This window comes from Bradyrhizobium sp. USDA 3262, assembly GCF_054060035.1.
In genome coordinates this window covers 2,758,677-2,784,786 of sequence record NZ_JBSSCT010000001.1, presented here as the reverse complement: position 1 = coordinate 2,784,786, position 26,110 = coordinate 2,758,677, and the positions used below count along the sequence as shown (strand labels likewise).

Here is a 26,110-nt window from a genome sequence, read left to right as displayed (position 1 = left end):
GCCGCGCAGTTCTCGAAGACGCGCAGTTGCCGCCGATTGCAAGATTTTGCGATCGCGCGCGGCGGGACGGCCGCTAACATGGACGAGTGGGTGGCTCGCGGCTCCGGCTTGCCAATACCATCTATGCTGCCGGGCACGACGGATGCTTACCTTCAGCGAAGACGATGATGGTCTTGTGCATGACGTCATCGCCCGCCGAGTTCGATGCAAGCTCCCTAGCCACTTAGACGTGGCCCACTCGCCGTCTCACGAGAACAGCTGCCGCGCCTTGATGAGCGCACCGACGAGCGTATCAATCTCTTCACGTGTGTTGTAGAGGCCGAAGGACGCACGGCATGTCGCCAGAACACCGAAGCGCTTGAGCAGCGGCATCGCGCAATGGGCCCCTGCCCGCACCGCCACACCTGCGCGGTCGATGACGGTGGCAATATCATGCGCATGCGCACCCTTCATATCAAAGGAGATGATCGGCCCCTTCTCGGCTGGTGTGCCGATCAAGCGCACGGAGTTGATGTCCGCCAGCTGCTGCTGAGCGTAAGCAAGCAGTGCGCTTTCGTGCTCGCGGATCTGCTTCTTGCCTATTGAATTGATGTAGTCCACAGCCGCCCCCAGACCGACCGCCTCGACGATCGGTGGCGTACCCGCCTCGAAGCGGTGCGGCGGATCACCATAGATGACGCCGGTACGTGAGACCTCACGGATCATTTCGCCCCCGCCATTGAAGGGTGGCATCAACGCCAGATGCTCAGATTTGCCGTAGAGCACGCCGATGCCGGTCGGACCATAGAGTTTGTGGCCCGTCATCACGTAGAAATCGCAATCGATGTCGCAGACGTCGGCGTTCAGATGGACGCATCCTTGCGAACCATCGATCAGCACCGGGATACCGCGAGCATGAGCGATCCTCACCACCTCCTTTACCGGTAAGACGGTCCCCAGAGCATTCGACATTTGTGTGATCGCAACCATCTTGGTGCGCCGGGTCAGGAGCTGCTCAAAGGCATCCAGCAGGAAGTTGCCGTCATCATCCACTGGTGCCCATTTGATCACCGCGCCGTGGCGCTCTCTGAGAAAATGCCACGGCACGATGTTGGAATGATGTTCCATCATCGAGAGAACGATCTCATCCCCCGGGGTGACGCGTTCACGGCCGAAGGTCTGGGCGACCAGATTGATTGCCTCGGTGGCGCTGCGGGTGAAGATGATCTCTTCGTTTAGACGGGCGTTCACAAATTGCGCCAGCTTGGCACGCGCGCCTTCATACGCCTCGGTCGCAGCGTTAGCGAGGTAGTGCAAACCGCGATGAACGTTGGCATATTCGCTTGAGTAGACCTGCATCATGCGGTCAAGTACCGCCTTCGGCTTCTGAGCCGAGGCGGCATTGTCGAGATAGACCAGCGGCCTGCCATAAACCGTCATGCTCAGCGCAGGAAAGTCCGCACGCAGACGGTTGACCTCGTACCTGCCATTGCTCATCGCGGGATGCACGCTCATCTCCGCGCCTGCATCCAGTGTTCAGTTTGCGCGGTCACAAAATCGCGCAGGCTCTCGGGGACGATTTCCTCAATCGCCTCGCCCAGGAATGCTCCAATCAGCAACGCCTGCGCGTCCTTTTCGGATAGACCGCGAGCACGCAGATAAAATACGAGTGCACCGTCCAGCGCACCTGACGTCGATCCGTGGCCGCAAGTCACGTCGTCGGCCAAGATTTCGAGTTCGGGCTTGTTGTCGGCCCGGGCCTCGTCGGACAGAAGCAGCGCCCGCGTCGTCAGCGTGGCGTCCGTCTTCTGCGCGCCAGGACGAACGACAATCCGGCCTTGGAGCACCGAACGGCCGCATTCGTCGATCACCGCACGGAACTTCTCCCGACTGGTGCAATGTGGCACGGCGTGATCGACGACCATTGTCGTGTCGACATGCTGCTTGTGCCTGATGAGATTGACGGCGTTCGCCGAGAGCTTGGATCCCTCGCCAGTCAGCGTGACGAATCCCTGGTAGCGACTGACGGAGCCGCTACAAGTCATGCTGAAGAAATCGAGCTTCGCTTTTGCGCCGACCGCGATGATGCTTGATGAGATATGCACGGCGTCAGCGGCGTCGGCCGCCAGTCGGATATGCGACAGGTTCGCCTCGTCACCAACCAGGGCAATTGTCGCATCGTTGGTCTGATAGCCGCTCGCGCCTTCAGCCGAGACGAAACTCTCCACTAAGGCCGCATGCGCGCCTTGGCCAAGTTGCAGATAGGAACGCGTGAAGTTGGACACCAACGATCCGGTCGTGACGTGAACGATCTGAATCGGACGCTTCACCGCTTCGCCGTCAGCGATCGTAATCACGAAGCCATCGGTCGCCATTGCCGCATTGAGCGAGATCACCGCATCAGTCGTCGTCGACAGCACCAGGCCGGCCATCGCACTGTCGGTCGTATCTTCCAGGACCTCTCGGAGCGACCGCACAGCGACCCCGTCTTCCAGACTGTCCACATCAGAAAGCTCCGGTACGAATACACCATCCACCAAGACGAGTTTGACCGCCCGATCGACTGCTGTTTGCTTAACCGACGCCGCTGCGCGCACCAGCGCAGCCGCATCGGGTCGCGGAGCGAGCGGCAGGACCGCGCCCATCAGCGCGCGCAGATCGGTGTATTTCCAGGCCTCGATGCGTTGCGGGAGGCCGGCACGCTCGTAGGCTTCGAACGCCCTCGCACGGATATGAGCGACGAGCCCGGAGCCAGGCAACCGTCCATGCGCCGCGGCAAAGACATTGTCCGTTGCGCGCCCGGCGGCGGTTTTGGTCACAACCTGCTTCATCGGGAAATCTCGTGCGCGGTCACGCCGCGTCTTCGAATTGTGCGTAGCCACAAGCCTCAAGCTCCAGCGCGAGTTCTTTTCCGCCGCTCTTTCTTATCTGCCCTTTCGACATCACGTGGATAACGTCCGGCACGATGTAGTCGAGAAGCCGCCGATAGTGGCTGATTACAATCATCGCGCGCTCCGACGAACGCAGAGCGTTGATGCCACCCGCGACAATCCGCAGCGCGTCAATGTCGAGACCGGAATCTATCTCGTCCAGGATGCACAGGCTCGGTTCGAGCAGCGCCATCTGCAGAATCTCGTTGCGTTTCTTCTCGCCGCCGGAAAATCCGACATTGAGGCCGCGCTTGAGCATGCCTTGCGGTATATTGAGCGAATTAGCAACCTCGCGAACGCGTTTTATAAAATCGGGGGTGGAGAATTCCGTTTGTGCTCGCGCCTTGCGCTGGGCGTTCAGCGCCGCGCGCAGGAAGTTCATGGTGGTCGCCCCGGGAATTTCCACCGGATATTGGAAGGCAAGAAATACGCCCCTAGTCGCGCGCTCGCTTGCCTCCATCGCGAGCAGGTCCTCACCGTTGAATAGGATTTGGCCAGCGCTAACTTGATAGCCGGGCTTGCCGGAGATAACGTGACTGAGTGTGGACTTTCCGGAGCCGTTCGGCCCCATGATTGCATGCACCTCACCCGCATTGACCGCAAGATCGAGGCCGCGAAGAATTTCGCAGCCCTCGATACCAACATGCAAATCTCGGACTTCGAGTAGCGCCATTTAACCTGCCCCTGAAATGCGTCATCCAGAACGCAAGCCGCAATCGCAAGGGCTCGCGGAAACGTTTAGTTACCCGACGGATCCCTCGAGCGAGATAGAGATCAACTTCTGCGCCTCCACCGCAAATTCCATCGGCAACTTTTGCAGCACGTCTTTCGCGAAACCGTTGACGACGAGGCCAGTGGCCTGTTGCTCGCTCAAGCCTCTCTGCACGCAGTAGAACAGCACGTCCTCGGAAATCTTCGACGTCGTCGCTTCATGCTCGAACGTCGCCGAGGAATTCTTGGCCTCGACATAGGGCACGGTGTGCGCGCCGCATTCGTCGCCGATCAGAAGCGAGTCGCAGGCGGTGTAGTTGCGCGCGCCGGTTGCCTTGCGATGGGCGCTGACCAGGCCGCGATAAGTGTTCTGCGACTTCCCGGCGGCGATGCCCTTGGAGATGATCCGGCTCGACGTGTTCTTGCCGAGGTGGATCATCTTGGTGCCGCTGTCGACCTGCTGGAAACCGTTCGAGATCGCGATCGAGTAGAACTCGCCGCTCGAATTGTCGCCGCGCAGGATGCAGCTCGGATATTTCCAGGTGATCGCCGAACCGGTCTCGACCTGGGTCCAGGAGATCTTCGAATTGCGACCACGGCAGTCGCCACGCTTGGTGACGAAATTGTAGATGCCGCCCTTGCCTTCCGAATTGCCCGGGTACCAGTTCTGCACCGTCGAATACTTGATCTCGGCATCGTCGAGCGTGACGAGCTCGACCACGGCGGCGTGCAGCTGGTTCTCGTCGCGCTGCGGCGCGGTGCAGCCCTCGAGATAGGAGACGTAGGAGCCCTTGTCGGCGATGATCAGCGTGCGCTCGAACTGGCCGGTGTTGCGCTCGTTGATGCGGAAATAGGTCGACAACTCCATCGGGCAGCGCACGCCCGGCGGCACGTAGACGAACGAGCCGTCGGAGAACACAGCCGAATTCAATGTCGCGAAGTAATTGTCCGAGGTCGGCACCACGGTGCCGAGATATTTCTGCACCAGCTCGGGATGCTCGCGGATCGCCTCCGAGATCGGCATGAAGATCACGCCGGCCGCCTTCAGCTCCTTCTGGAAGGTGGTCGCAACCGAGACCGAATCGAACACGGCGTCGACCGCGATCTTGCGGTTCGGCGTCTGCTCACCACCAGGCGGCGGCTCGACGCCCTCGAGGATCGCGACCTCGCGCAGGGGGATGCCGAGCTTCTCGTAGGTCTTGAGGATTTCCGGATCGATCTCGTCGATCGAGGACAGCGTCTTCTTCGGCTTCGGCGCCGCGTAGTAGTAGATGTCCTGGTAGTCGATCTTCGGATAGTCGACGCGCGCCCAGGTCGGCTCGGTCATGGTCAGCCAGCGGCGATACGCCTCCAGGCGCCATTCCAGCATCCAGGCCGGTTCATTCTTCTTTGCGGAGATGAAGCGGACGGTGTCTTCCGACAGCCCCTTCGGGGCCTTGTCGGACTCGATCAGCGTCTCAAACCCATATCGATACTGGTCGACGTCGATGCGCCGGACGCGCTCGACCGTCTCTTGTACAGCTACCATTGTCTACTCCGCTCCCACACGGAAAACTCTAGCCGACGACGATTGCCCAGCGCGACCCTCCAAGCTGATCGTGCAAGTCATGGCCAACGCGGGATCAGCGGGTGAGAGAATCAGGTCCCCAACCCAGAGAGCCGTCGCTAGAGTCTTCATCCTGCTTTGCGCCGGAGTTCCCCTCATCGGCGACCTCTTATGCCGGCACGCAGGTGTCGGGCACTGGGCAAACGACAGCGCATTGCGGCGCGTCAAAATGACCCTCACATTGAGTGCACTTGGCTGGATTGATCACATATATATCGTTCTTCAGGCTGATCGCCGCGTTGGGACATTCGAACTCACACGCGCCACAGACGGTGCACTGGGACGCGATTATCTTGTAGGCCATTACTGCGATTCCATAAGCAAAGTGCGGACCGCTTCTTGCTTTCAAGTCTTATGCCAAAGAGCTTGGGCTTGATTTGTCTCGGCTATTTTCCAAGGCATGTCGCCGCCTCAACGATTGTCGCAAATGCTACAATCGGCCTCACGGCAGCTTGATCGCGACGCATAGTTGGAGCGCAGGGTCGATCCGGCGGCGGTCGGCCGATCAGGCCACGTTCGTCAGCCCGGCTCGCCTCTCCACAGCACAGCCAAAAAACGTCGTGCCCGATCGCGCAGATAAAGGTCGCTTCGATGATCGCGGTCCTTCTGGGCGAGCCGCGGCAGGCAATGTTAATCCCCGCGGATTACCGGAAAATCTGCTTTCCCTGTAGAGGACGGAACTACTTCGGCTGGCATCACGGGGACGACCGAAAGCCAAGCGCGATCGTCTGATGCCCCCTCGGCTTCGGTCCGTACTCCGAAGAGACGCCAGCGGGGCTCGGCAGATCGAAATTGCCGAAAAAAAGCCACCCCGAAGGGTGGCCCAAGTCAGGGAGGAAACGCCCGTGTGGGCCTCTGGGAATCAGGCCGCAGCCTGTTCGATCGGAGAGAAGGGGAGCCCGAGACTCTCGGCAACCGCCTTGTAAGTCAGCCGGCCCCGATGGACATTGAGGCCCGCGCGCAGGTGCGGATTATCGAGCACGGCGGAAAAGCCCTTGTTGGCCAGAGCCAAACCAAACGGCAGCGTGGCGTTGTTCAGTGCCTGGCTCGAGGTTAGCGGCACAGCGCCGGGCATATTCGCGACGCAGTAGTGAATGATGCCATCCACTTCGTAAGTTGGATCAGCGTGAGTGGTTGGGTGCGATGTCTCAAAGCAGCCGCCTTGATCGATAGCGACATCGACGATGACCGCCCTTTTGCGCATTGAGCTCAGCATGCTCCGGCGGACCAGCTTCGGCGCGCTCGCTCCTGGAACGAGCACCGCACCAATGACCACATCGGCCGCAAATACCTCCTCCTCCAAGGATTCGATGGTGGAAAATCTGGTACGAACGCGCCCTTCGAATAGCTCGTCCAACTCGCGGAGCCGGGGTATCGAACGGTCGATGATGGTGACCTCCGCGCCCAAACCGACCGCCATGCGTGTGGCGTGCGTGCCGACGACGCCGCCTCCGATCACCACGATCCGAGCCGGCTGAACACCGGGCACTCCACCGATCAACAGCCCTCGTCCGCCTGCACTGCGCTTCAGCGCACTACCCGCAGCTTCGATCGCAAGCCTACCCGCGACCTCGCTCATCGGCGCCAGCAGTGGAAGACCACCATGGGCATCAGTTACGGTCTCATAAGCGATCGCGGTGCACCCAGATTTCAGGAGCCCCTTGGCCTGCTCCGGGTCCGGCGCCAGATGCAGGTAAGTGAAGAGGATCTGGCTCTCCCGCAGCTGGCTCCATTCGGACGGTTGAGGCTCCTTAACCTTTACGATCATCTCGCTCGATGCAAATACCTCGCCTGCGGAATCGAGAATCGTTGCGCCGGCGGCGCGATAATCGTCATCGGTTGCACCAATGCCGGCGCCGGCATTGGCCTCGATCATCACGCGGTGGCCCGCTGCCACATATTCGCGGACGGCTCCAGGGGTAAGGCCCACGCGATATTCGTGCGCCTTGATTTCCTTGGGGACTCCGACCTTCATTTGAAAACTCCCTGCCTAGAGGGGTTTTTTAATCGCAAGAGCGCAACGATATTGCGAGGCTGGCGCCTAAATGGCGCAGGAATTCAGCGATCTTGGACTAGCTACGCAGGATTTCAAACAAGCAGATGCGAAGCGTATTGAGACGAGCATGCTCGCTGAGCTAATCATCGTTCCCTCATGCTCCCCGCAAATGCGCGTGGCGTGTTCAACAGATCCGAGGCAATTGTTCGCCTGACAACCAATCGACAATTCTTCCGCCGCCAAAACTGGTCGCCACTTGCACAAATTTGTGATCGTCAGCTACGGCCTCGCCAATATCGGCTGCATCGCATCCGAGCGGATGCCCCTTCATGGCCGCAAGCACGGCATCAGCTACACCAGGCGCGACGATCGCAACGAGCTTGCCCTCATTAGCGACATGGATCGGATCAAGCCCAAGGAGTTCGCAGGTTGCCGCAACAGCGGGCTTTACCGGAATGGCCGCTTCCTGCAGACGGAACCCGAGGCCAGATTGATGCGCAATCTCGTTGAGGGTGGCGGCAAGACCGCCGCGCGTGGGGTCACGCATCACGTGGATGCCGCGCCCGCCAGCCGCCACCATGACGGCCACCAAGTCATGCAGCGATGCGGAATCCGAGACGATCTCAACTTGAAGAGCGGCGTTCTGGCGCGTTGACATGATCGCCACCCCATGATCGCCAAGGCTGCCCGACACCAGCACACGGTCCCCGATCCTTGCTTTGTCGGCGGACAGATCGAGCCCATCGGCCAGAACCCCGATCCCGGTCGTAGAGATGAACAACCCATCCGCCTTGCCGCGCTCGACGACCTTGGTATCCCCAGTGATGATGTAAACGCCGGCACCGCGCGCCGCCGCGCCCATCGACTGCGCAATCGTCCTTAGATCCGAAAACCGAAAACCCTCCTCGATGATGAAGCTAGCTGACAGATAGAGCGGACGCGCGCCGGCCATCACGACATCATTGATCGTGCCGTGCACAGCCAATGACCCGATATTGCCGCCAGGAAAAAACAGTGGCGAGACCACATAGCCGTCGGTCGTCATCACCATCCTGCCTGCCGCAACCTCAAACGCCGACTGATCATTGCAGCGGGCGAGCCATTCATTACCGAAGGCTTGGTGAAAAAGGCCGGAGATCAATTGTGCCATGGCGCGCCCCCCAGATCCGTGGGAAAGATCAACACGTCCGTTCTCGACGTCGAGCTTGCCATGATAATCCTTGACGCTCATGACAACCGCCTCACCTGATCATCGCGAACTCGGCCGTAGGTCCAATACGCAGCACAGGCGCCTTCCGAGGAAACCATGCAGGACCCAACGGGTGTTTCCGGCGTGCAGACGGTTCCAAACAGCTTGCAGTCAACCGGCCGCTTGGCGCCGCGCAGGATCGCGCAGCACTCGCATGCCGGATTGTCGGCGACACGCAGTTCGTGCATCGCAAAGCGCGCCTCGGCATCAAATCCGGCATAAGCCCGCTTCAGCTTCAGTCCGCTGTTGGGGACGAGCCCAAGCCCTCGCCACTCGAACTGTTCACGCAGTTCGAATACCTGCGAGACCTCGTCCTTGGCGCGACGATTGCCTTGGCGCGTCACCGCACGGCTGTATTGGTTCTCCACCTCGTAGCGGCCTTCGTTCACCTGCCGCACCAGCATCAGGATTGCCTGCATCACGTCGAGCGGTTCAAATCCCGCGATGACGATCGGCTTACCGAATTGTTCCACTAGGGGCTCGTAAGGCTGCGTACCGATGATCGTACTGACATGTGCAGGACCGACGAAGCCATCGATTGCGACCCCACCGATGTTGCGCATCTTCGGGTTCTCGAGAATGCTGTGCATCGCAGAGGGCGTAAGCACGTGGTTGCAGAACACGCTGAGGCCCCTCAGCCGCTTCTTTTCGGCAATCCGGACCATCACCGCCGTCGGGGGCGTCGTGGTCTCAAATCCGATGGCAAAGAAGACCACCTCCCTGGTTGGCACCTGTTCGGCGAGCCGGATAGCGTCGAGCGTCGAATAGACCATCCGAATGTCTGCGCCGAGCGCTTTGGCGCGCATCAGGGACTGCCCCTGCGACCCGGGCGCGCGCATCAGGTCGCCATACACGCACAGAGTGACCTCCGGACGCTCGGCGAGCCGGACCGCCATGTCGATCCGGCTCGCGGGCAGAACGCAGACTGGACAACCGGGCCCGTGGATCATGCGAACATTCGCAGGCAACAAATCCTCGAGGCCGTAGCGGGAGATCGCATGAGTGTGCCCGCCGCAGAATTCCATGAACCGGTAAGCCCGTCGCGGACCGGCTTCGGCGCCAATCGCCCGCGCGAGCCCCTGTGCGATGGTCTTGTCACGAAATTCATCGGCATATTTCATGATCGGGGTTCCCGCCCTGCACTGCCTAGTTCCTGCAGGAGCTCCAACGTGCGCTTGGCTTCTGTCGGGTCGATCTTGGATAGCGCGTAGCCGACATGGACAAGAACGTTGTCGCCGACATCGAGCTCCTCGACGAGAGCGATCGATATTTCCAAGCTAACCCCATCGATGGACACGATCGCCATATCGTCGGGAAGAATTTTCGAAATCTTTGCCGGGACCGAAAGACACATATCAGGTTGCTCCTTCCAGGGCTGACGACTGTTCGGCAGTCTGCAGAGCGGCAACCCAGGCCTGACCAAGGCTCAAACCACCATCGTTGGGCGGCAGTTTCCGTGGCACCAGCGGGTTGAGGCCTGCGCTGCAGCAACCGCGCTCAATTTCATCCGCCAGCACCGCGTTCAGAAAACAGCCGCCGCTTAGAACGATGGTATTGACGCCGGTTCTCCGCGCAGCGCGCCTGACCCAGTCGATGCAGGCGACGGCAAAGGTGCCATGAAACAGCCCGGCTCCGTCCGCGGTGTCGATGTTGTCTGCAATCAACCGCGAAAACAGCGGGCGAAGCGACAGCACGTCGCGGTCGATGGTCCAGCCCGCTTCGAGAATTGCAGTCCGCCGTACCAACGCCTCGAGCTTCATCGCGGCCTCGCCCTCATAACTCTGCAAACTTGCAACCCCCAGCAGCGCCGCCGCGGCATCGAATAACCGGCCCGCGCTGGTCGTCGTGGCTCCGCCCGCTTGATCGAGCAATGCTGACACACGCCCAGCCTGCCGCTGCGCAGCAAAGCGAGGCGCGATTTCATGACCCCGGCCGAGCGCCTGCAATACTGCGCTTGCCATACGCCACGGCTCGCGGGCTGCGCGATCGCCGCCAGGCATTTGCAGGGGCGCGAGATGCCCGATGCGTCGAAACCTCGTTCCTTCGCACAATAATAGCTCGCCACCCCAGTTACCGCCGTCGGAACCGAAGCCATGGCCGTCGAGCACCAAGGCAAGCGCAGGTCCGGCGTGCCCGTGCTCAGCGATGACAGCGGCAGCGTGGGCGTGGTGATGCTGGACGGCGACAAGCGCCCGGCCGCTTGCTTGCGCAAACCGGGTCGACGCCATATCGGGATGCATATCATGGGCAATGACGACAGGCTCCACATCAAGGGTCGATGTGAGGTGGTGGATCGTCTGCTCGAACACACAGATCCCTTCGGCCGTATCAAGATCGCCAATATGCTGGGAGACGAAGGCTTCGTTGCCCCGCGTGATGGTGACGGTTGACTTCAGGGCGCCGCCGACGGCGAGCACGACCGGCACAGACCTCGCAAGCCGGATCGGTTCGGGAACATAGCCACGTGCCCGGCGAACGAACTGAGGCCGGCTGGCCACCACCGACAGCACGGTGTCATCGGCGCGCGTCAGGATATCTCGATCATGGGTCACGACAAGGTCGGCAATCCCCTTGAGCCGCCGCAGCGCCTGCGCGTTGTCGATCACGAGCGGTTCGCCGCAAGAATTGGCGCTGGTTGCGACGATGACCGGGGCTGAACCCGCAAGCCATGTTCCTGTCGAGTGAAGCGCATGAAAGATGAGGTGATGCAGTGGCGCTACCGGCAACATGACACCTACGCGCGATAAGCCAGGAGCCGTCGCGGGCGCCAAATCATTGCGCGAAGTTAAAAGCACGATGGGACGTGCTACGGATTCGAGCAGCGCAAGCTCTGCCGCGTTCGCTTCCGCGATTTCGTTGACACGCTCTATGGAACCGACCATGACCGCGAACGGCTTCTGGGGGCGCTGCTTTCTGCTGCGCAAACGCTGCACGGCGTCCTGGTTGCGCGCATCGCAAAGCAGCTGATACCCGCCGAGCCCCTTTATTGCCACGATTTGGCCGCCGGCAATCGCCGCAGCAATGGCGTTGACCCCATGGCTAAGCCGAGGACCGCATATCGGACACGCGATCGCCTCCGCGCGAAACCTGCGGCTCGCTGGATCGGCATATTCGGCCGCGCAGGCGGCACACAGCCTGAAAGCCTTCATGACCGTGTTGCGGCGATCATACGGAAGCTGTTCGGCGATCGTGTAGCGCGGGCCGCAATGGGAGCAGCTGACGAAGGGATAAAGGTAATGGCGATTTTCTGGATCGAATAGCTCGCCCAGGCATTGCCGGCAGGTCGCGGCATCGGCAACGATCCGAGTTGACAACCTGCCGCCTTCGCTCGTGTGAATCGAAAAATCTTGTGCCGCGAGCGCCCCGGTCCGCTGAACGCAGATGTGGTCGATACGTGCAAGTGGAGGCGGCTCGAGCGGCAAAGCAGCGACAAACTCGGACGCCCGGTTACCCTCGACTTCGATTGTGACGCCCTCGGGGCCATTGACGACGAATCCCGCCAATCCGTATCGCCTGGCAAGGCCATAGACGTAGGGGCGAAAGCCGACTCCTTGCACGGCCCCGCTCACGCGCACGCGCAGCCGTGTTCGGTCGCAGATGGCGGCGGCGCTCATCGCCTGGTGTCCTCCAAGGCGCGCCTTTGATGCGCTACCTGCTCATCGATCCAACCGTAGAGTGAGCCAAAACCCTCGCCGGTCCGCGCCGAGACCGTGAGCACTTCGATCTTGGGATTGACGCGTCTTGCGTATTCGACGGTCCTGCCCAAATCGAACTCAAGCAGCGATGCCAGATCAATCTTGTTGATCAGCATGAGCGAAGAAGCGGCAAACATATCCGGATATTTGAGCGGCTTGTCTTCGCCTTCGGTGGTCGACAACACCACGATCTTGCAGGCCTCGCCTAGATCGAAGGCAGCGGGACAGACCAGATTGCCGACGTTCTCGATGAAGAGAATACCGCGCGTGAGCGGCGGCAAGCGGCGATAGGCCTCACCAATCATGGCAGCATCGAGATGACAACACTTGCCGGTATTGACTTGAATAGCTGGCACGCCGGCCGAGCGAATGCGTTCGGCATCGTTCGAGGTCTGCTGATCGCCCTCGATGACCCCGATCGTCCAGCTGCGCTTGAGCTCGGACACGGCGCGGACCAACAGCGAGGTCTTGCCTGCACCAGGACTGGACATAAGATTAAATACGAGCAGTTCGTGGGCCATGAAGAGGGCGCGGTTTTCCGCCGCGATCCTGTTATTCTTGCCAAGGATGTCGCGCCCGACCTGAATGATATGCTCGCAGCTCTTACCCGCGACCTTCAATGCAGCCGGGTCGGCGCCGCGGCTCACAAACGCCTGCCCATCATGCGCCTGATGATGGCCAAGATGATGAGGGTGATCATGGCCATGGCCGGCATGGTGTGAATGCTGCAGGCCCTGGTCGCCATGCAGATGCACCTCATGGCGATCGCAATTGTCCTGCACATCGGGACGGCCGCGAACGCGACCTTGCGCATCATGCACTTCGGCGCGTTCAGTTGAAGACGCCTGTCCGCTGCAGCCGCATACGCTACACATCAATCGATCTCCAGCTCTTTCACTCGCATCTCCTCGCCTGCTGTTACCTGCAACTGATAGCTGCCGCAGCATGGACAGCACTCATCGCGCCGTGCAATCTCGATGCTCTTCGAACAGGTCATGCACCAGGCCACGCCGGGACATTCGATGATTCTAACAGCCGCGCCCTCGGCAATGGTCCGCGTTGCAACGACAGCAAAGCAGAACCTGATCGCTTCAGGCGCAACATGGCTCAACGCCCCGATCTCCAGACAGACGCTCCGCACCTGGGAAAACGATCGGCGATGCGCCTCCTCCTCGACGATTTCGACGATGCTTTGACAAAGCGCCATTTCATGCATCGTCAACTTTGCGAAACTTGAGTGTGAATCCGACGCAGGGATCAAGCGATTCAATCACCGCACGAACCGCTTTCTGATGTCGTCTCGTCGTCAGCCCCGCGCCCTGCAGATTCCGGACAAGTGGTCCGCGCCAATGGAAATTCCATTCCGTCGGCGCAAGACATTCGAAGCGGGATATCTGGCCCTGAGGATCAAGCTCGACCGCGTGATAGAGCCGGCCCCTGGCGCATTCGATCGCGGCCGCTCCTCGTCCAGGACCTAACCTGTAGCTTTCGATGATCCCAGGCTCGGCCGATTCGATATGAGCACCGGACTTGAGCCAATCGCATAGCTGCCGGATTTCTGCAATTCTGGCCTTCAGCCGCGCGACCGCACCCGACCGACCCAGCCAGAGCCGATCACGCGTCATTTGGCGCGCCCATGGACCCGTCTCGGGCGCATGCCCACCAAGATCGGGACAATGGCAAAATGTCGGGTCATCGCCGAGCAGCCGTTCAGTGATGTTGCGGTCGTCGGCAACGGACAGGAACGAGTGCGCGATCGAGATGGACCTCAGGTCGACTTCGTCAAGCGCTGCAATGCAAAGCGCGAACGGGCTACCGGGCCTCGGCGCGCCATCTTCATCCGGCATGCCGAGTGCCGCGAGCGAAGCCACAATCTGCGCTATAGCCTCACGCCGAATAGAGCCGCGTGCTGGCCGTGCGCCGCCCACAAGCATTGACAGTCCTCGTATGAGGGACCGGATCGCCGCCGCACTGACATTCGGCGTAGGAAACCCGACCAAGAGGCCCCGCAGCAATTCTGAGATGCGCTCGGCAACGACCAAGAGCATACGACGCTGTGTCGTCGCGAGGATGATCTTTTCGTCACGTGCCGCCTCGATCGCGGACAGCAATGCGGTTTGTTGCGCAGCGGCACATACTGGGAAGAGATGCGGCAGCGCCTTGAGCAACGCCGAGGCCGGTTTGCCGGCGAACAGCCGTGCCAGTGGCGGCCGGGCTCGCGGCAGGATCTCGACCGCGGCGATGACGTCGGCAGCAAGCGATATGGTGACATCGATTTTGTTGCGAGCGACGAGGCTCATGCGCACCGCTCCGTCATCATCTCGCGCAAGAAATGCCGGCGGTCGATCGGACAGAGACGTGGCGCTTCGGTATGATTTAGCGCTCGGCGGTTGGGCGGCCACATCGTGGCAAGGACCGCTGCTTCGGCGCGGGCGCCACCCATGTCGTTGCGTGAGATCGCCGAAAGCAGGGAGCAACAGGCAATCGAGCCCAATGATGCGATTTCGCTGCCACCAAGCTCAATGTTGCGGAATCGAACTCGCAAGCGCAGGTTCGATTTCGGTCCAGCATGCCGTTGGCGGTTGCTCTTGCGCAAGAAGGCGACCAACTTCATGGCCCAAGGCGCGCCCATCATGCTAACGGGCCCTGCCCTCTGCACGTGCGAAACCCCGATCGCTTGGACCCTGAACACGGATCGTTCAAGGTCGGTCGCGTGCGCACGGCTCGACCGGCGATATCGCAGTCGGCTGCTACGAGCATCTCCTCAGGTGCCGACACATCGGGGTTCTTGCTCCTGCGAAGGTCCTGTTCGCGCTCAAGCATCATTTTCAACCGACCCGAAGCCGGACATCGACGTGCGAAAGCCGAAGACGCTTTCAGTTTTTGGAACGCAACGCACTCGCGCAGAAGTCTGTGTCGCCATCGCTCTCTTGTCAGTTGTACACGATCCAGCCAATGCCACGTTGGACGCGGGCGCCATCCGTGAGAGCCAGCCGAATGCCAGATATTCTCCAAGTTCTTCACGTGACGTAAGCCTTCATGATTTCCTGCAGGCGTTCGGCGGAATCCTCGAAATCCTCGTCGGCAGCCAACGCAACAATCGGCACGCCGCCGATCTCAAGCGTATCCAGGATGATGTTGTCGATAGAATTGAAGAACTGCACCGACCACACATTCCGTATCGCAGTCGCCTGCACTCGGCATGCGCCGTAGCCGCGAAAGATGAGCTGGACCGGACCATTGCCCACGCTCTGCTGGAGAAACGCCAGGTCGATGTCGTTCATCGGCAAAAGCGTGAGATTGATGACATGCGTGCGCATGCCAGGCCGCCAGGCGCGGGCCCGCTCGCGTGTTTCGGCGAGCACCGGCAGCACGTTCATCGCCCCATCCGGCGCGGTGCCGATCGCCAGATCGGTCGACGCCAGGTCCGTTGCGGCGCGCTGCACGATCTGCGGGATCGCCCCGACTTCAACATATTCGTGTGCCGGATCCGTCCCGATGCGCACGCGCCAGATTCCCGCAAGTACGGACTCCTGGATTCCCGCCTGAGAGCCATCTGGCAGCGCAACGACGCCGGCGACCTCGCCTTCCCCAAGCACTTCGGCAATCAGGTTGCGCTCGAGATCACTGAGATTCGAAAGCCTGTACAGTTGCGTGCGTGCGCTACTCTTCTGGCCACGAGCGGCGGCAGCTGTGTTCGATAGCAGCGTGATGGCATTCGGACAGTTTTTTGCAAGCTCGTCGGCATCGCGCCAAGCGCGCCTGGCCAGCGTCGCCACAGCCGTTGGCTCGCTATGGACGATGTCGCGACTATCCGCATTCACGGGAAACCCGCCCACCGCCGCAGCGGCGGCTTCGTATCGAATACGCGCCGCCGTTTTCATGATGCGAAGTTCCGTGGGGCTCGCCGAGAGGCAATGCTATCGGCGGTGCAGTCGCCGCCGGCGTGTGGTCCGACGATCGGTGCCGAGATGCGGTCGACCTTGACCAAACGGATCTGGCTCTTGCCGACCCGGCGCAGTGTGCCGCGCTGATGGCACTCGATCTGCGTCGGCGGGCCACGCAGGCCGAGCCGCCCACCCAGCTCGCTACCGGCGCCGCGCGCGGTTGCGCCCCCTTGCATGGGCCGCCGGTGCGCCTTGATCTGTTCAGAAAGCGCGTTTGCGACGTGGTTGGCCCACAGCGAATTTACGGGACCCGCTGCCGACAGCAGCTCCACGCCCCAACTCCCGGGATCCTGCGCGGTCAGATGTGCACCGGCGTTCGCTCTCGCTACCTCGGACAGAGCGGGCCGCGCCAAATCATGCTGCGCCGGCTGGAATTTCATCAGACGCCTTTCCGATAATCTTTGGTTCTGCTCGGCGAGCTATTAGCAAGGCACATGCCAATCCATCGTCTCGCTGCAATCGCGTGCGCGCCCGGATCAGCAGGTGTAAGCGCTTGACATCTGCTGTGCATAGGTTGCCTACGATGCAGATTCGATTTGCGAGCAAGGCGCGGTAGCGCGATGTCTGTGCGCGGCGCCGCTACCGCAGGTGGTCGGGCAATTGCGGCTCACGACCGATCAAATCCGCAAAGAAGCGATCGCAGTCCTCGCCACTGAGGCCGGCCTCGAGCCCGTCGAGTGCTTCCGAGATCCGCCTTGCTTCGTCCTCCTCCAAGAGCCGCACCGCTGTGTCGATATGGACGAGGACCTTGGCGCCGACCGACGCGCCGGAGAGCAGCATGACTGAGACACGCCGCTGTTCATCGCCATACTCGCATAGCGCCGTGATGCCGTCGGTCTCAACAATCGTCATTGGTAAGCCAAGGCACATGAATAGCGGCGGGCCGCTAGATCGGCCGCTCCCTTTCATAATTGACATGGTCGATATTGTTCCCCAACAGCCGTTCTGATACAGGCAGCGGCGAAGCCCGCAGTTTCGCCGGCGAGCCCCACTGGGCCAGCAGTTTGCAAGCCAGTTCAATCGCGGGCGCGATCTGAAAGCGCACCGGTGCAGTCAGCGGACCGCCCCAACGCTCCAGGTCCAGCGGCTGACAGCCGATCAGAGCGAGCTCTCGCGGGCAGCGGTCAAGCAGGTCGGCTGCACTCAAGACCTCTTGAAAGCCGGTCTGATGCAGACTCAGCTTCTTGGCAGCGGTAAATTTCGGCACCTCGTCATTCCGCACAAGCATCAACTTCCCGGGCGAAAGTCCATAGTCGATGGCATCGAACACGATCAGGCAATCGGCCTGCTCAAGGAAGCTGACAAGGTAGAGCCCCTGCGTGCCACCATCGAGGATGGAGACGTTGTCATCGATGGTGTAGCGACGATGAAACTCCTCTACCACTCGCACGCCGAATCCCTCGTCGGCCCATAGGATATTGCCGATGCCGAGCACCAGGATCCTTTTCTTGCTCTCCGGAGTCAGCATCCGCTTCCCAGTCAATCGCGGAACTGACGCTGACCCGAAATCATCGAGGAGATGCTCCGCCCCGACATGATGTCTTCCCGGATCACCGCGTAGATGTGAACCAGCGCAAAGGTCACGACGATCCACAGCCCGAGATGATGCCACGTATGGACGTCCTGACTGTTAGGCCAGATTGCAAATACCCAGCCGAACAGCTTGTACTGCCAGCTGTCACGGCCCGCACCCTGTCCATAAAGTGCAAAGCCTGTGACGATCATGAACGTGATCGTCTGCGTGAACATAAAGAACATCGCAAGTTGAGCCAGCCGATTGTGCCCGACGCGCCTGTCGGGCTCAACTGCGAGAAACGCGTACCAGCGCATCTCATCGTACACTTCGCGCCAAATGCAGCTGCGCCAGAGCGGCACGCGAAATATTTGCATGGCATGCGGGTTTCCCATCAGGGCCCAGTAGATGCGCAGCAGGAAGCCGACGCCAAGCACATATCCCGCAGAGAAATGCGCAAAGCGGATATAGCCGAACAAGAAATTGCCGCTAGCCTCTCCCGGCGTCGCCGGTGTCCCGGTTCCAATGAGATAGCCGGTTACGCCCAGCACCAGAATGGCCGCCGCATTGACCCAATGCCACAGTCGCACCGGCGCTTCATAGACGTAAGCGGCGCCACCGCCGCCGCCGCTAACAGTTGGCGGCGCATCGACGGCGGTAGGGTTTTGCGGAGCCTTGTCGGCCATGTCCCTACCGAACATTGACTGAAGCCATTTCTTGGCCGTCAGGACTGATCACATGGGTTGAGCAGGCCAAGCACGGATCAAAGGAATGGATCGTACGCAAGATCTCCAGGGGCCGCTGCGGGTCCGCGATCGGGGTACCGATCAGCGAAGCTTCAAAGGCGCCAATATTGCCCTTGGAATCGCGAGGAGACCCGTTCCACGTGGTCGGCACGACACATTGGTAATTGTCGATCTTGGTGTCCTTGATCTTGATCCAGTGCCCGAGCGCGCCGCGCGGCGCCTCAGTGAAACCGTAGCCCTTGGCCTCGTTAGGCCAGCTTTCCGGCTTCCACTTGCTGACGTTGGCGGTCGCGCTATTGCCGGCCTTGATGTGGACGACCAGCTTGTCCTGAAAATAACGCATCTGATGTGCCGCCCACTGGCATTCGAGTGCCCGCGTCGCAGTACGGCCAAATGTCGAAAACAGCGCGCTCAGGGGAAGATTGAGCCCCTTGAGCAGTCTGTTGGTCGGCTCCTTGAATTCGGCTTTGCCTTGCGCATAACCGATGATGTATCGCGCCAATGGTCCGACCTCGACGGCGTGGCCGCGCCAGCGCGGCGCTTTGATCCAGGAATACTTGCCGCCTTCGTCGAGCTCCTTGATATCTGTTCTGCTGCCTTTGACCTTTGCCCCCAGCTCAAAGTTCGGCTCGGTGATGCCCTCCCAGGGATGCAGTCCGCTGAACTCGCTCGGGTATTTATACCATGAATGCGCGACGAATTCCTGGATCTGCTCGGGATCGCCATGGTCGATCGGCAAAATCTCCTCAAGATTGCCGCCAAGAATGACACCGCGCGGCAGCTTGAGACTTTTCGCGGAACAGTCGTTAGCGTTTTCAGGGATGTCGCCGTAGGACATCACGCTTTTGCTGGAAAGTCCGCCGCCATGCAGCCAGTCTTTATAGAACGAGCCGATCGCCGCAATGTCGGGCAGGTAGACCTGCTCGACAAACTCGATTGAACGGTCGATGACCGAGGACACCAGGTTAAGCCGCTCCATATTGATCGCACCGGCCGCACCAGTTCCATCGATATTGATCGCGCAGGCCACGCCGCCGACCAGCCAGTTCGGATGCGGGTTCTTGCCGCCATAGACTGCTTGGATCTTGACGATCTCCTTCTGGAAGTCGAGCGCCTCCAAATAATGCGCCACGGTGATCAAGTTCACCTCAGGTGGCAGCTTGTATGCCGGATGACCCCAATAGCCGTTCTTGAACGGACCGGGCTGCCCTGATCCGAAGAATTTGGTGAGCCTGATCTGCAGGTCCTTGAAATAACCAGGGGACGAAAGCGGCCAGGGCGAGATAGACTGCGCCAGCGCCGAAGTGGACTTGGGATCGGCCTTGAGCGCAGAGATGACGTCGACCCAATCCAGCGCGTGCAGATGATAAAAATGCACGAGATGATCATGCACAAGCAGGCAAAGCTGCATGATGTTGCGGATCGAGTTCGCATTTTCCGGAATGGTGATCCCTAGCGCGTTTTCAACGGCACGCACCGAGGTGAGCGCATGGGTGCCGGTGCAGACACCGCAAATCCGCTCGGTGAACGCCCAGGCGTCGCGCGGATCCCGCCCGCGCAGAATGACTTCGATTCCACGCCACATCGTCCCGCTCGAGACCGCATTGCGGACCACGTTGTCCGCATCGAGGTTGGCTTCGACGCGCAGGTGGCCCTCGATCCTGGTCAGCGGATCGATCACAATTCGCTTGCCGGAACGATCGAGGTTGAACCCATTCGGAGTCTGGACCACCACCGTCGCCCCCTTTAAGTCGGCTTATCTTTGCGAACTGCGCGATCCGGCTTGTGGGTCAATCGCTTCACGGCCGTGATCGCCGCATGTGCGGCGACGGTCAGCCCAACCGCGCCGGCAGCGGCCATGCCGATCTGATCGGCGTTCTTCTCGATGCCGAACTGCTGGATGGTCGTGAGCCGATCGTAAAACGAACCTTTGTCCCAAAAGCCGTCTTCGGAGCAGCCGAAGCAGCCGTGGCCTGATTGAATGGGGAATGAAACGCCGCCGTTCCAGCGAAGGGCAGAACAGGCATTGTAGGTGGTCGGCCCTTTGCATCCCATCTTGTACAGGCAGTAGCCCTTGCGGGCGCACTCATCGTCCCACGCCTCGACAAATTGGCCGGCGTCGAAATGCGAACGTCGATAGCACTTGTCGTGGATGCGCTCGGAATAAAACATCTTTGGGCGTCCTTGGCGATCGAGCTCAGGAAGCCTTCCGAACGTGGTGATGAAGGTCACTAGGCCGGTCATGACCTCTGCGATGGGGGGACACCCGGGAACCTTGACGATCGGCTTGTCGGTGATCACCTTATCGATCGGTACAGCGCCGGTCGGATTGGGCTTGGCCGCTTGCACGCAGCCCCAGGATGCGCAGGTCCCCCAGGCAATGACCGCCATGGATGATTCCGCCATCCACCTGAGCCTCTCGACGAACGGCTTGCCGCCGTCAATGCAGAACATGCCCCCCTCATTCAGCGGCGGGTTGCCTTCGACGGCAAGCACATATCTGCCTTTGTACCTGAGACGGGCTTCCTCGAGGATGGCTTCAGCCTGGTGACCTGCCGCGGCCATGATCATATCGTCGTAGTCGAGCGAAATCATCGACAACAGGACGTCTTTAATTAGCGGATGGGCCGAGCGGATAAAGCTTTCCGAGCAGCAGGTACACTCGAGCCCGTGCAGCCAGATGACGGGCATACGCGGTTTGGTCTCTAGGGCATTGGCAATCCTGCTTGCGGCGAGCGGGCCGAGTCCGAAGCTCGAGGCCGTCAAACTGCAAAACTTGTGGAAACTGCGACGCGTGATACCTTGGCGTCTGATCACGCTGTAGAAGGTTTCCGTTGCCCCACTCATGAACCCCTTCCAAGTTTCTCGTCGGCCCTGACGAATTGCTCACATTCAGCAGCAAAAAATGGGCCACCGCCCGGCAAACATCTGACGGTTACCAAGCCGCCACTCCGTGATTTGCAGTGGGATCGGCGAGCTAAGCGCAAGCTGCGCAACTGAGCGCGCTCACCGTGCCAATGGTGTCCGGTTTTGACCGTCGATGTCAGAACTCCAACAATGCAGCACAATGGCTCGTCCCTCGCGGCCAATGCGTTATACTCGCTCTTTAAGCACGGTCCCGACACCGGCCGACACGGCAATTGCCGCAGTTCACGCGGCACCGCACTGCTCACCGATTTCAATGGGACTTGTTCGCCATTCTCAGATGCAATGGAGGCCGCGATCGTCGCAACTGCGCAACGACACCAAAGTGGCAGTCACCAACAACCCGAACCGGCGACCAAGAACGGCGCGATAGCGAGCCCTCCGCGCCGCAGTACACCGCCTTCACCTTTCAGGGCGGATCGATCCAATCTGCCTTGGGTCAATGACGCGCGGTACCAAGCCCGCCGGGATTGCGGGCGCAAGGCTGGGCGCGTTTGAGAGCTTTCATCCAGAAACGTTTGCCGCGCGGCGAACAGGATGGAAGTGGAGCGTCGACCATGATGAGAGGGCTACGCCGGGCTCGTGACGCAGGGAGGGCGTAGCCCGACCGGAGTTACGAGCCCGGCGTCGGCGCGATCCACAGCGGACCGCGCCGACTGGTGATCGCGGCCGGCTGGTTATGCAAGTGGTTCTTCCGCCAAGAGGAATCACTCGCGTGCCAGGCCGACACATTACCGATCACCAAATGAGGCTCTACATGAAGTACCGTCAGACCGATAGCCCGCCCGTGGCCGCCGCCAAGGCGTCGTTCAGCACCTCGACCGCTTACCGGATCGAGCAGGATCGACGCCTTCCGTCGCAGAAGAAGGCTCCTCGCGGCCGTCGCCGGCCAGATCCCTTGGCCCGCGTATTTGAGACAGAGATCGTGCCGATGCTGAAGGCCGCCCCCGGTGTGCGGCCGGTCACGATCTTCGAGGAGTTGCTCCGACGCCATCCTGAGCTCGGCGCCGGCATCCGTCGCACGCTGGAGCGCCGGATCCGGGCCTGGCGGGCGATCCACGGCGAGGAGCAGGAGGTCATCTTCCGGCAGACCCACGAACCCGGTCAGCGCGGCCTGTCCGACTTCACCGACATGGGCGAATTGGGTGTCACGATCGCGGGCGTGCCGCTCGACCATCGTCTCTATCACTTCCGGCTGGCCTATTCCGGGTTTGAGCACGCCCATGTCGTGCTCGGCGGTGAGAGCTTCATCGCTCTGGCCGAAGGCCTGCAGAATGCCTTGTGGTCACTCGGTGGAGCGCCACGGGAGCATCGCACCGACAGCCTGTCGGCCGCCTTTTGCAATCTCGACCGCGACGCCAAAGACGATCTGACGCGGCGATACGAAGACCTCTGTGCCCATTACGGCATGCGCCCCTCCCGCAACAATCGTGGCATCGCCCACGAGAACGGGGCGATCGAGAGTTCGCATGGCCATCTCAAGCGGGCGGTCGGCGACGCGCTGTTGCTGCGTGGCACCGCCGACTTCGACGATCTCGCTGCCTATCGTGGCTTCATCGATGAGATCGTCAGCCGCCGCAATGCCCGCAACGCCAAGCGGATCGACAGCGAACGTACCGCACTTCAGGATCTGCCGGACCGCCGCACGTCGGACTATGAAGAGGTGATCGTCCACGTGACATCGTCCGGCGGCTTCACCTTGCGCAAGGTGTTCTACACGGTGCCGTCGCGCTTGATCGGCCATCGGCTGCGGGTGCGCCTGTATGACGATCACCTCGACGTGTTTGTCGGCGGCACGCATCTCCTCACCTTGCCGCGCGGGCGGCCGCATCCCAATGGCAAGCACGATCAGGTCGTCGATTATCGGCACGTGATCCATTCCTTGCGGCGCAAGCCGATGGCGCTCCTCAACCTGGTCTACCGCGACCAGCTGTTCCCCCGGGAAGCTTACCGCCGAGCCTTCGACGTCTTGCGCAACTTTCAATTACCCATAATTGTTGCCTCGATTGCGGCTCCAAGTTCGATGTCGTTCAGCCGCGATAGTCCGCGCCAGATCACGGTGTTTCCTGGAGGCGGATCGTTGGCTCGGGCCAAGTATCCTCCGAGCCGCGCGATCTTGACGACATAGTGCGAGAGCGTGCTTCGTCGAGAGCAATCACCACCCCTGTCTTTCACCAAATGATCAAGAAGCCTGATTTCGGGATCTGTCAGCGCCATTTGCGGTACGGCATTCGGCGAGGAGCGATTGAGCATCGTCATCCAGAAGACGCGCCAACTCACAATGCAGAAGACCGCGATCAGATTGACCAGACGCTCAGCAGTTCGCAATTTTGAGTCCTCTGCTTTGCAGCCCGATTTGAGGATCTTATGGAAGACTTCGATCTTCCATCTCAAGGCGTACCATTCGATTTTATTGATGGCGTCCTTGCGCGATTGGACCGGGAGATCGGTGAGGAGCTTCCACTCGATTTTCTTTCGCCGTTTCGGCCTTCCCCGCTCTTGGGCATGGATCACGGTCAGAGTGAGTGCGGGATATTTCGTCTGTTTGCCAATCGGCGGCAGGACTCGTATCTTGCGGTACCTGATCTCAAGAACGGCGTCGTCGGGATCGCCTTTGTCGTCCTTGACCTTGATCCGATGTAGACCCTTGATCGTAACCTCGTCCATTTCGTCGGCAATTGTATGATTGCCGTCCCCGGCGAGCCGATCAACACAGGTTCGCACCAGGAAATGTGTTCCAGCCTCCTCGGCCAGGCAAAACAGCTCATAGATGTCGCTCTCGCGATCACCAATATGAACGCATCGTCCAGGGGCAGCGAGAAGGTCGGTTGATTGCCGTAAATTCTCGAGCCAGCGGATGCTCTCCTTCTGCTCAATCGGCACCCGTGTCGGATTGATCTTTCGCTTCAGCGCCGTCGTCCCCTTGAACTTCTTGCGGGTCCAGAACTTGATTGCCGACAGTCCGAGGGGAAGCCCCTCGGTCGTCACGGCGAGACTCGAATGCATCAGGATGCCGCACTGCGTGCGTCCTGCCGTCTTGCCCGTAAAGCCGATCAGATCCGGCTTCTCGCGCTTGAAGCTGAATTCCGTCGTGTCATGGAGGATGAGGATCGGTCCCTCCGTCGCCGCTACGCGCCCGCGCGTCGCCTCGAAATGACCGCAAAGAATATCCGCCTCGTTGACCCGTTCATTGGAGAAGAAGCGATAGGCGGCCTTCGTGTTGGCCCAATCCTGACAAACCAGCGGGATGCTTTGACCCATGTCGCTCCCGATTTGTGCGAGCAATTTGCAGAACCGGCGACCAAGCCGCTCATCCTTAAACTCGCATCCCGCAACTTCCCGATCAACCCACGTCTCGATACCGGTCGTCAATCGCTGAGCACGCGCCCCCGCGCGTTCCTTCACCAAGCCCATCGAGCACCCCGCGCTTCCGAATCAGGTGCTCAACAACGAATCACAACAGATTCTACCGATTCAAGATTTCGCCCGCGGCGCCTCGCTCAAATTCGACGTCAAATGTGGGTAATTGAAAGCTTGCGCAAACGCTTACCGGACAAGAAGGCCTGCCGGATCATGGTCGATCTCCTCGCACTCGCCCATGAGCGCGGTTGCGAGGCCGAACTCGCCGATCAGCTCACGGCCGACCTGAACGACGGCCGGCTGCCCGACCTCAACCGGCTACGTACTCACTTCGCCCCGGATCCCGCCCAGATGCCGAACGTCGTGGTGCGCCTCGCACCGCTCGCCACCTATGAATGCCTCATCGGTACTGCCGAGATCGGAGGTGCCGCATGAGCACAACCAACGTAGTCGACACCGCGCGCCTCAATCTGTTGCTCAACGAGCTGCGGCTGCCCGCCATCAAGGTGCTGTGGCCGCAATTTGCCGAGCAGTCCGATAAGGAAGGCTGGCCGGCGGCGCGCTTCCTCGCCACCATTGCAGAGCACGAGATCGCTGAACGCAGCCGTCGCCGCATCGAGCGCCATCTCGTCGAGGCGCGGCTGCCCACCGGAAAGACCTTTGACAGCTTCGACTTCGAAGCCGTACCGATGATCTCCAAGGCGCAAATGACCGCGCTCGCCGCCGGCGACGGCTGGTTGAACAAGGGCGCCAATCTGCTGCTGTTTGGTCCGCCCGGTGGCGGCAAGAGTCACTTGGCAGCAGCAATCGGCTTGGCTCTCATCGAGAACGGATGGCGCGTCCTCTTCACCCGCACCACCGATCTCGTGCAGAAGCTCCAGGTGGCGCGCCGCGAACTCAACCTCGAGGGTGCCATCAACCGCCTCGATCGCTTCGATCTCGTTATCCTTGACGATCTTGCCTATGTCACCAAGGACCAGGCCGAGACCAGTGTGCTGTTCGAGCTCATCAGCGCACGCTACGAGCGACGCTCTTTGCTGATCACCGCCAATCAGCCCTTTGGAGAATGGAACAAGGTCTTTCCGGACCCAGCTATGACCCTCGCGGCGATCGATCGCCTTGTTCACCACGCCACCATCGTCGAGATGAACGTCGAGAGCTATCGCAGGCGGACTGCCCTCGAGCGAAAGCGTGGTCCAGGGCGGCCACCGGAGCACGCGACACAAAAAACGCTCGCTTGATTGACGCTCCGCGACAATCAAAGCAAACAAAACTCTTGCGCGCGACAATCATCGCGGCGATCATCATCGCGCCGCGACACTGACTCGCCATCCTGATCGCCGCGCTCTTCCGACCCAGATCGTCGCGCTATAAACGTTCATCGTTCATCGCGCGAGCCAAGCGTTAGCGAGGCGATGGCTTGGCGCATCACGAAACCACACCTTTCTCCGGT

The 26,110-nt window shown here is 60.6% G+C and carries 23 protein-coding genes and 2 pseudogenes; 3 read left to right on the top strand and 22 right to left on the bottom strand.

The annotated features are described in order from the left end of the window. Nucleotides 1–246 precede the first annotated feature (246 nt). From ACVWYP_RS12990 to ACVWYP_RS12890, 21 genes are all read right to left on the bottom strand, one after another. Nucleotides 247–1,494, bottom strand: a complete 1,248-nt coding sequence (locus tag ACVWYP_RS12990) for a cysteine desulfurase (protein ID WP_016848150.1) — start codon at nucleotides 1,492–1,494, stop codon at nucleotides 247–249. Further along, on the bottom strand, nucleotides 1,491–2,810 hold the full coding sequence (sufD, locus tag ACVWYP_RS12985) for a Fe-S cluster assembly protein SufD (protein WP_016848149.1): 1,320 nt from the start codon (nucleotides 2,808–2,810) through the stop codon (nucleotides 1,491–1,493). The genes ACVWYP_RS12990 and sufD overlap by 4 nt, the downstream gene beginning before the upstream one ends. Nucleotides 2,811–2,829: 19 nt before the next feature. Then, on the bottom strand, nucleotides 2,830–3,582 hold the full coding sequence (sufC, locus tag ACVWYP_RS12980) for a Fe-S cluster assembly ATPase SufC (RefSeq protein WP_028343124.1): 753 nt from the start codon (nucleotides 3,580–3,582) through the stop codon (nucleotides 2,830–2,832). Between the two features lie 69 nt (nucleotides 3,583–3,651). Continuing rightward, on the bottom strand, nucleotides 3,652–5,148 hold the full coding sequence (gene sufB / locus ACVWYP_RS12975; RefSeq protein ID WP_194483392.1) for a Fe-S cluster assembly protein SufB: 1,497 nt from the start codon (nucleotides 5,146–5,148) through the stop codon (nucleotides 3,652–3,654). Nucleotides 5,149–5,335: 187 nt separating this feature from the next. Beyond that, nucleotides 5,336–5,530, bottom strand: a complete 195-nt coding sequence (locus ACVWYP_RS12970; protein ID WP_075968854.1) for a 4Fe-4S binding protein — start codon at nucleotides 5,528–5,530, stop codon at nucleotides 5,336–5,338. A gap of 558 nt (nucleotides 5,531–6,088) precedes the next feature. Continuing rightward, entirely contained in the window at nucleotides 6,089–7,201 is a 1,113-nt protein-coding gene (gene ald / locus ACVWYP_RS12965; RefSeq protein WP_028344285.1) for an alanine dehydrogenase, read from the bottom strand. A gap of 205 nt (nucleotides 7,202–7,406) precedes the next feature. After that, nucleotides 7,407–8,453 carry a hydrogenase expression/formation protein HypE gene (gene hypE / locus ACVWYP_RS12960; protein WP_016846853.1) on the bottom strand — a complete coding sequence of 349 codons (1,047 nt, stop codon included), beginning with the start codon at nucleotides 8,451–8,453 and terminating at the stop codon, nucleotides 7,407–7,409. After that, on the bottom strand, nucleotides 8,450–9,592 hold the full coding sequence (hypD, locus tag ACVWYP_RS12955) for a hydrogenase formation protein HypD (RefSeq protein WP_016846852.1): 1,143 nt from the start codon (nucleotides 9,590–9,592) through the stop codon (nucleotides 8,450–8,452). Before hypD ends, hypE begins: the two co-directional genes overlap by 4 nt. Then, complete coding sequence (locus ACVWYP_RS12950) at nucleotides 9,589–9,825, bottom strand: HypC/HybG/HupF family hydrogenase formation chaperone (protein ID WP_075968855.1); 237 nt, start codon at nucleotides 9,823–9,825, stop codon at nucleotides 9,589–9,591. The genes hypD and ACVWYP_RS12950 overlap by 4 nt, the downstream gene beginning before the upstream one ends. Nucleotide 9,826: 1 nt before the next feature. After that, nucleotides 9,827–12,085, bottom strand: coding sequence for a carbamoyltransferase HypF (hypF, locus tag ACVWYP_RS12945; RefSeq protein ID WP_253592556.1), 2,259 nt, complete (start codon nucleotides 12,083–12,085; stop codon nucleotides 9,827–9,829). Continuing rightward, nucleotides 12,082–13,041 carry a hydrogenase nickel incorporation protein HypB gene (gene hypB, locus ACVWYP_RS12940; protein ID WP_038376412.1) on the bottom strand — a complete coding sequence of 320 codons (960 nt, stop codon included), beginning with the start codon at nucleotides 13,039–13,041 and terminating at the stop codon, nucleotides 12,082–12,084. Before hypB ends, hypF begins: the two co-directional genes overlap by 4 nt. Further along, entirely contained in the window at nucleotides 13,041–13,382 is a 342-nt protein-coding gene (gene hypA, locus ACVWYP_RS12935; RefSeq protein WP_016846846.1) for a hydrogenase maturation nickel metallochaperone HypA, read from the bottom strand. The genes hypB and hypA overlap by 1 nt, the downstream gene beginning before the upstream one ends. After that, nucleotides 13,375–14,466, bottom strand: a complete 1,092-nt coding sequence (locus ACVWYP_RS12930; RefSeq protein WP_016846845.1) for a nickel-dependent hydrogenase large subunit — start codon at nucleotides 14,464–14,466, stop codon at nucleotides 13,375–13,377. Before ACVWYP_RS12930 ends, hypA begins: the two co-directional genes overlap by 8 nt. Next, entirely contained in the window at nucleotides 14,463–14,858 is a 396-nt protein-coding gene (gene hybE / locus ACVWYP_RS12925; protein WP_075968856.1) for a [NiFe]-hydrogenase assembly chaperone HybE, read from the bottom strand. Before hybE ends, ACVWYP_RS12930 begins: the two co-directional genes overlap by 4 nt. Nucleotides 14,859–15,186: 328 nt before the next feature. Next, the gene (locus ACVWYP_RS12920) at nucleotides 15,187–16,050 is read right to left on the bottom strand and encodes a hydrogenase expression/formation protein (RefSeq protein ID WP_016846843.1); all 864 of its coding nucleotides are present in this window, start codon (nucleotides 16,048–16,050) and stop codon (nucleotides 15,187–15,189) included. After that, complete coding sequence (locus tag ACVWYP_RS12915) at nucleotides 16,047–16,493, bottom strand: hypothetical protein (RefSeq protein WP_016846842.1); 447 nt, start codon at nucleotides 16,491–16,493, stop codon at nucleotides 16,047–16,049. The genes ACVWYP_RS12920 and ACVWYP_RS12915 overlap by 4 nt, the downstream gene beginning before the upstream one ends. 199 nt (nucleotides 16,494–16,692) lie before the next feature. After that, on the bottom strand, nucleotides 16,693–16,983 hold the full coding sequence (locus ACVWYP_RS12910) for a HypC/HybG/HupF family hydrogenase formation chaperone (protein WP_026192295.1): 291 nt from the start codon (nucleotides 16,981–16,983) through the stop codon (nucleotides 16,693–16,695). Nucleotides 16,984–16,999: 16 nt separating this feature from the next. Beyond that, nucleotides 17,000–17,581, bottom strand: coding sequence for a HyaD/HybD family hydrogenase maturation endopeptidase (locus tag ACVWYP_RS12905; RefSeq protein ID WP_016846840.1), 582 nt, complete (start codon nucleotides 17,579–17,581; stop codon nucleotides 17,000–17,002). A gap of 11 nt (nucleotides 17,582–17,592) precedes the next feature. After that, a complete protein-coding gene (cybH, locus tag ACVWYP_RS12900) occupies nucleotides 17,593–18,312 on the bottom strand; it encodes a Ni/Fe-hydrogenase, b-type cytochrome subunit (RefSeq protein WP_016846839.1) in 720 nt (239 codons plus the stop codon). A 4-nt stretch (nucleotides 18,313–18,316) separates the two neighbouring features. Then, nucleotides 18,317–20,107: a nickel-dependent hydrogenase large subunit gene (locus ACVWYP_RS12895; protein WP_028344288.1), complete on the bottom strand. Its 1,791-nt coding sequence runs from the start codon at nucleotides 20,105–20,107 to the stop codon at nucleotides 18,317–18,319. An 11-nt stretch (nucleotides 20,108–20,118) separates the two neighbouring features. After that, nucleotides 20,119–21,219: a hydrogenase small subunit gene (locus ACVWYP_RS12890; protein WP_028344289.1), complete on the bottom strand. Its 1,101-nt coding sequence runs from the start codon at nucleotides 21,217–21,219 to the stop codon at nucleotides 20,119–20,121. Nucleotides 21,220–22,012: 793 nt separating this feature from the next. Here ACVWYP_RS12890 and istA point away from each other — a divergent pair. Next, a pseudogene (gene istA / locus ACVWYP_RS12885) lies at nucleotides 22,013–23,266 on the top strand (IS21-like element ISBj11 family transposase); the annotation flags it as partial. Between the two features lie 11 nt (nucleotides 23,267–23,277). On the opposite strand, the gene ACVWYP_RS12880 reads toward istA, so the two are convergent. Further along, nucleotides 23,278–24,711: an IS4 family transposase gene (locus tag ACVWYP_RS12880; RefSeq protein WP_304497169.1), complete on the bottom strand. Its 1,434-nt coding sequence runs from the start codon at nucleotides 24,709–24,711 to the stop codon at nucleotides 23,278–23,280. A 120-nt stretch (nucleotides 24,712–24,831) separates the two neighbouring features. On the opposite strand from ACVWYP_RS12880, the pseudogene ACVWYP_RS12875 reads away from it, so the two are divergent. Both ACVWYP_RS12875 and istB read left to right on the top strand, forming a co-directional pair. Further along, nucleotides 24,832–25,092: pseudogene (locus tag ACVWYP_RS12875) on the top strand (IS21 family transposase); the annotation flags it as partial. Further along, nucleotides 25,089–25,898 carry an IS21-like element ISBj11 family helper ATPase IstB gene (istB, locus tag ACVWYP_RS12870; protein ID WP_016842034.1) on the top strand — a complete coding sequence of 270 codons (810 nt, stop codon included), beginning with the start codon at nucleotides 25,089–25,091 and terminating at the stop codon, nucleotides 25,896–25,898. The pseudogene ACVWYP_RS12875 and the gene istB, both read left to right, overlap by 4 nt. Nucleotides 25,899–26,110 lie beyond the last annotated feature (212 nt).

What these genes read in the sequence shown, in the direction of transcription:
- sufB (WP_194483392.1), bottom strand. Translation starts at nt 5,148, where the DNA reads ATGGTAGCTGTACAAGAGACGGTCGAGCGCGTCCGGCGCATCGACGTC.
- hypF (WP_253592556.1), bottom strand. Translation starts at nt 12,085, where the DNA reads ATGAGCGCCGCCGCCATCTGCGACCGAACACGGCTGCGCGTGCGCGTG.
- sufD (WP_016848149.1), bottom strand. Translation starts at nt 2,810, where the DNA reads ATGAAGCAGGTTGTGACCAAAACCGCCGCCGGGCGCGCAACGGACAAT.
- hypD (WP_016846852.1), bottom strand. Translation starts at nt 9,592, where the DNA reads ATGAAATATGCCGATGAATTTCGTGACAAGACCATCGCACAGGGGCTC.
- ACVWYP_RS12950 (WP_075968855.1), bottom strand. Translation starts at nt 9,825, where the DNA reads ATGTGTCTTTCGGTCCCGGCAAAGATTTCGAAAATTCTTCCCGACGAT.
- istB (WP_016842034.1), top strand. Translation starts at nt 25,089, where the DNA reads ATGAGCACAACCAACGTAGTCGACACCGCGCGCCTCAATCTGTTGCTC.
- ACVWYP_RS12880 (WP_304497169.1), bottom strand. Translation starts at nt 24,711, where the DNA reads ATGGGCTTGGTGAAGGAACGCGCGGGGGCGCGTGCTCAGCGATTGACG.
- hypB (WP_038376412.1), bottom strand. Translation starts at nt 13,041, where the DNA reads ATGTGTAGCGTATGCGGCTGCAGCGGACAGGCGTCTTCAACTGAACGC.
- ACVWYP_RS12990 (WP_016848150.1), bottom strand. Translation starts at nt 1,494, where the DNA reads ATGAGCGTGCATCCCGCGATGAGCAATGGCAGGTACGAGGTCAACCGT.
- ACVWYP_RS12920 (WP_016846843.1), bottom strand. Translation starts at nt 16,050, where the DNA reads ATGAAAACGGCGGCGCGTATTCGATACGAAGCCGCCGCTGCGGCGGTG.
- ald (WP_028344285.1), bottom strand. Translation starts at nt 7,201, where the DNA reads ATGAAGGTCGGAGTCCCCAAGGAAATCAAGGCGCACGAATATCGCGTG.
- hypA (WP_016846846.1), bottom strand. Translation starts at nt 13,382, where the DNA reads ATGCATGAAATGGCGCTTTGTCAAAGCATCGTCGAAATCGTCGAGGAG.
- sufC (WP_028343124.1), bottom strand. Translation starts at nt 3,582, where the DNA reads ATGGCGCTACTCGAAGTCCGAGATTTGCATGTTGGTATCGAGGGCTGC.
- ACVWYP_RS12970 (WP_075968854.1), bottom strand. Translation starts at nt 5,530, where the DNA reads ATGGCCTACAAGATAATCGCGTCCCAGTGCACCGTCTGTGGCGCGTGT.
- ACVWYP_RS12915 (WP_016846842.1), bottom strand. Translation starts at nt 16,493, where the DNA reads ATGAAATTCCAGCCGGCGCAGCATGATTTGGCGCGGCCCGCTCTGTCC.
- ACVWYP_RS12905 (WP_016846840.1), bottom strand. Translation starts at nt 17,581, where the DNA reads ATGCTGACTCCGGAGAGCAAGAAAAGGATCCTGGTGCTCGGCATCGGC.
- hypE (WP_016846853.1), bottom strand. Translation starts at nt 8,453, where the DNA reads ATGAGCGTCAAGGATTATCATGGCAAGCTCGACGTCGAGAACGGACGT.
- ACVWYP_RS12930 (WP_016846845.1), bottom strand. Translation starts at nt 14,466, where the DNA reads ATGAGCCTCGTCGCTCGCAACAAAATCGATGTCACCATATCGCTTGCT.
- ACVWYP_RS12890 (WP_028344289.1), bottom strand. Translation starts at nt 21,219, where the DNA reads ATGAGTGGGGCAACGGAAACCTTCTACAGCGTGATCAGACGCCAAGGT.
- ACVWYP_RS12910 (WP_026192295.1), bottom strand. Translation starts at nt 16,983, where the DNA reads ATGTGCCTTGGCTTACCAATGACGATTGTTGAGACCGACGGCATCACG.
- cybH (WP_016846839.1), bottom strand. Translation starts at nt 18,312, where the DNA reads ATGGCCGACAAGGCTCCGCAAAACCCTACCGCCGTCGATGCGCCGCCA.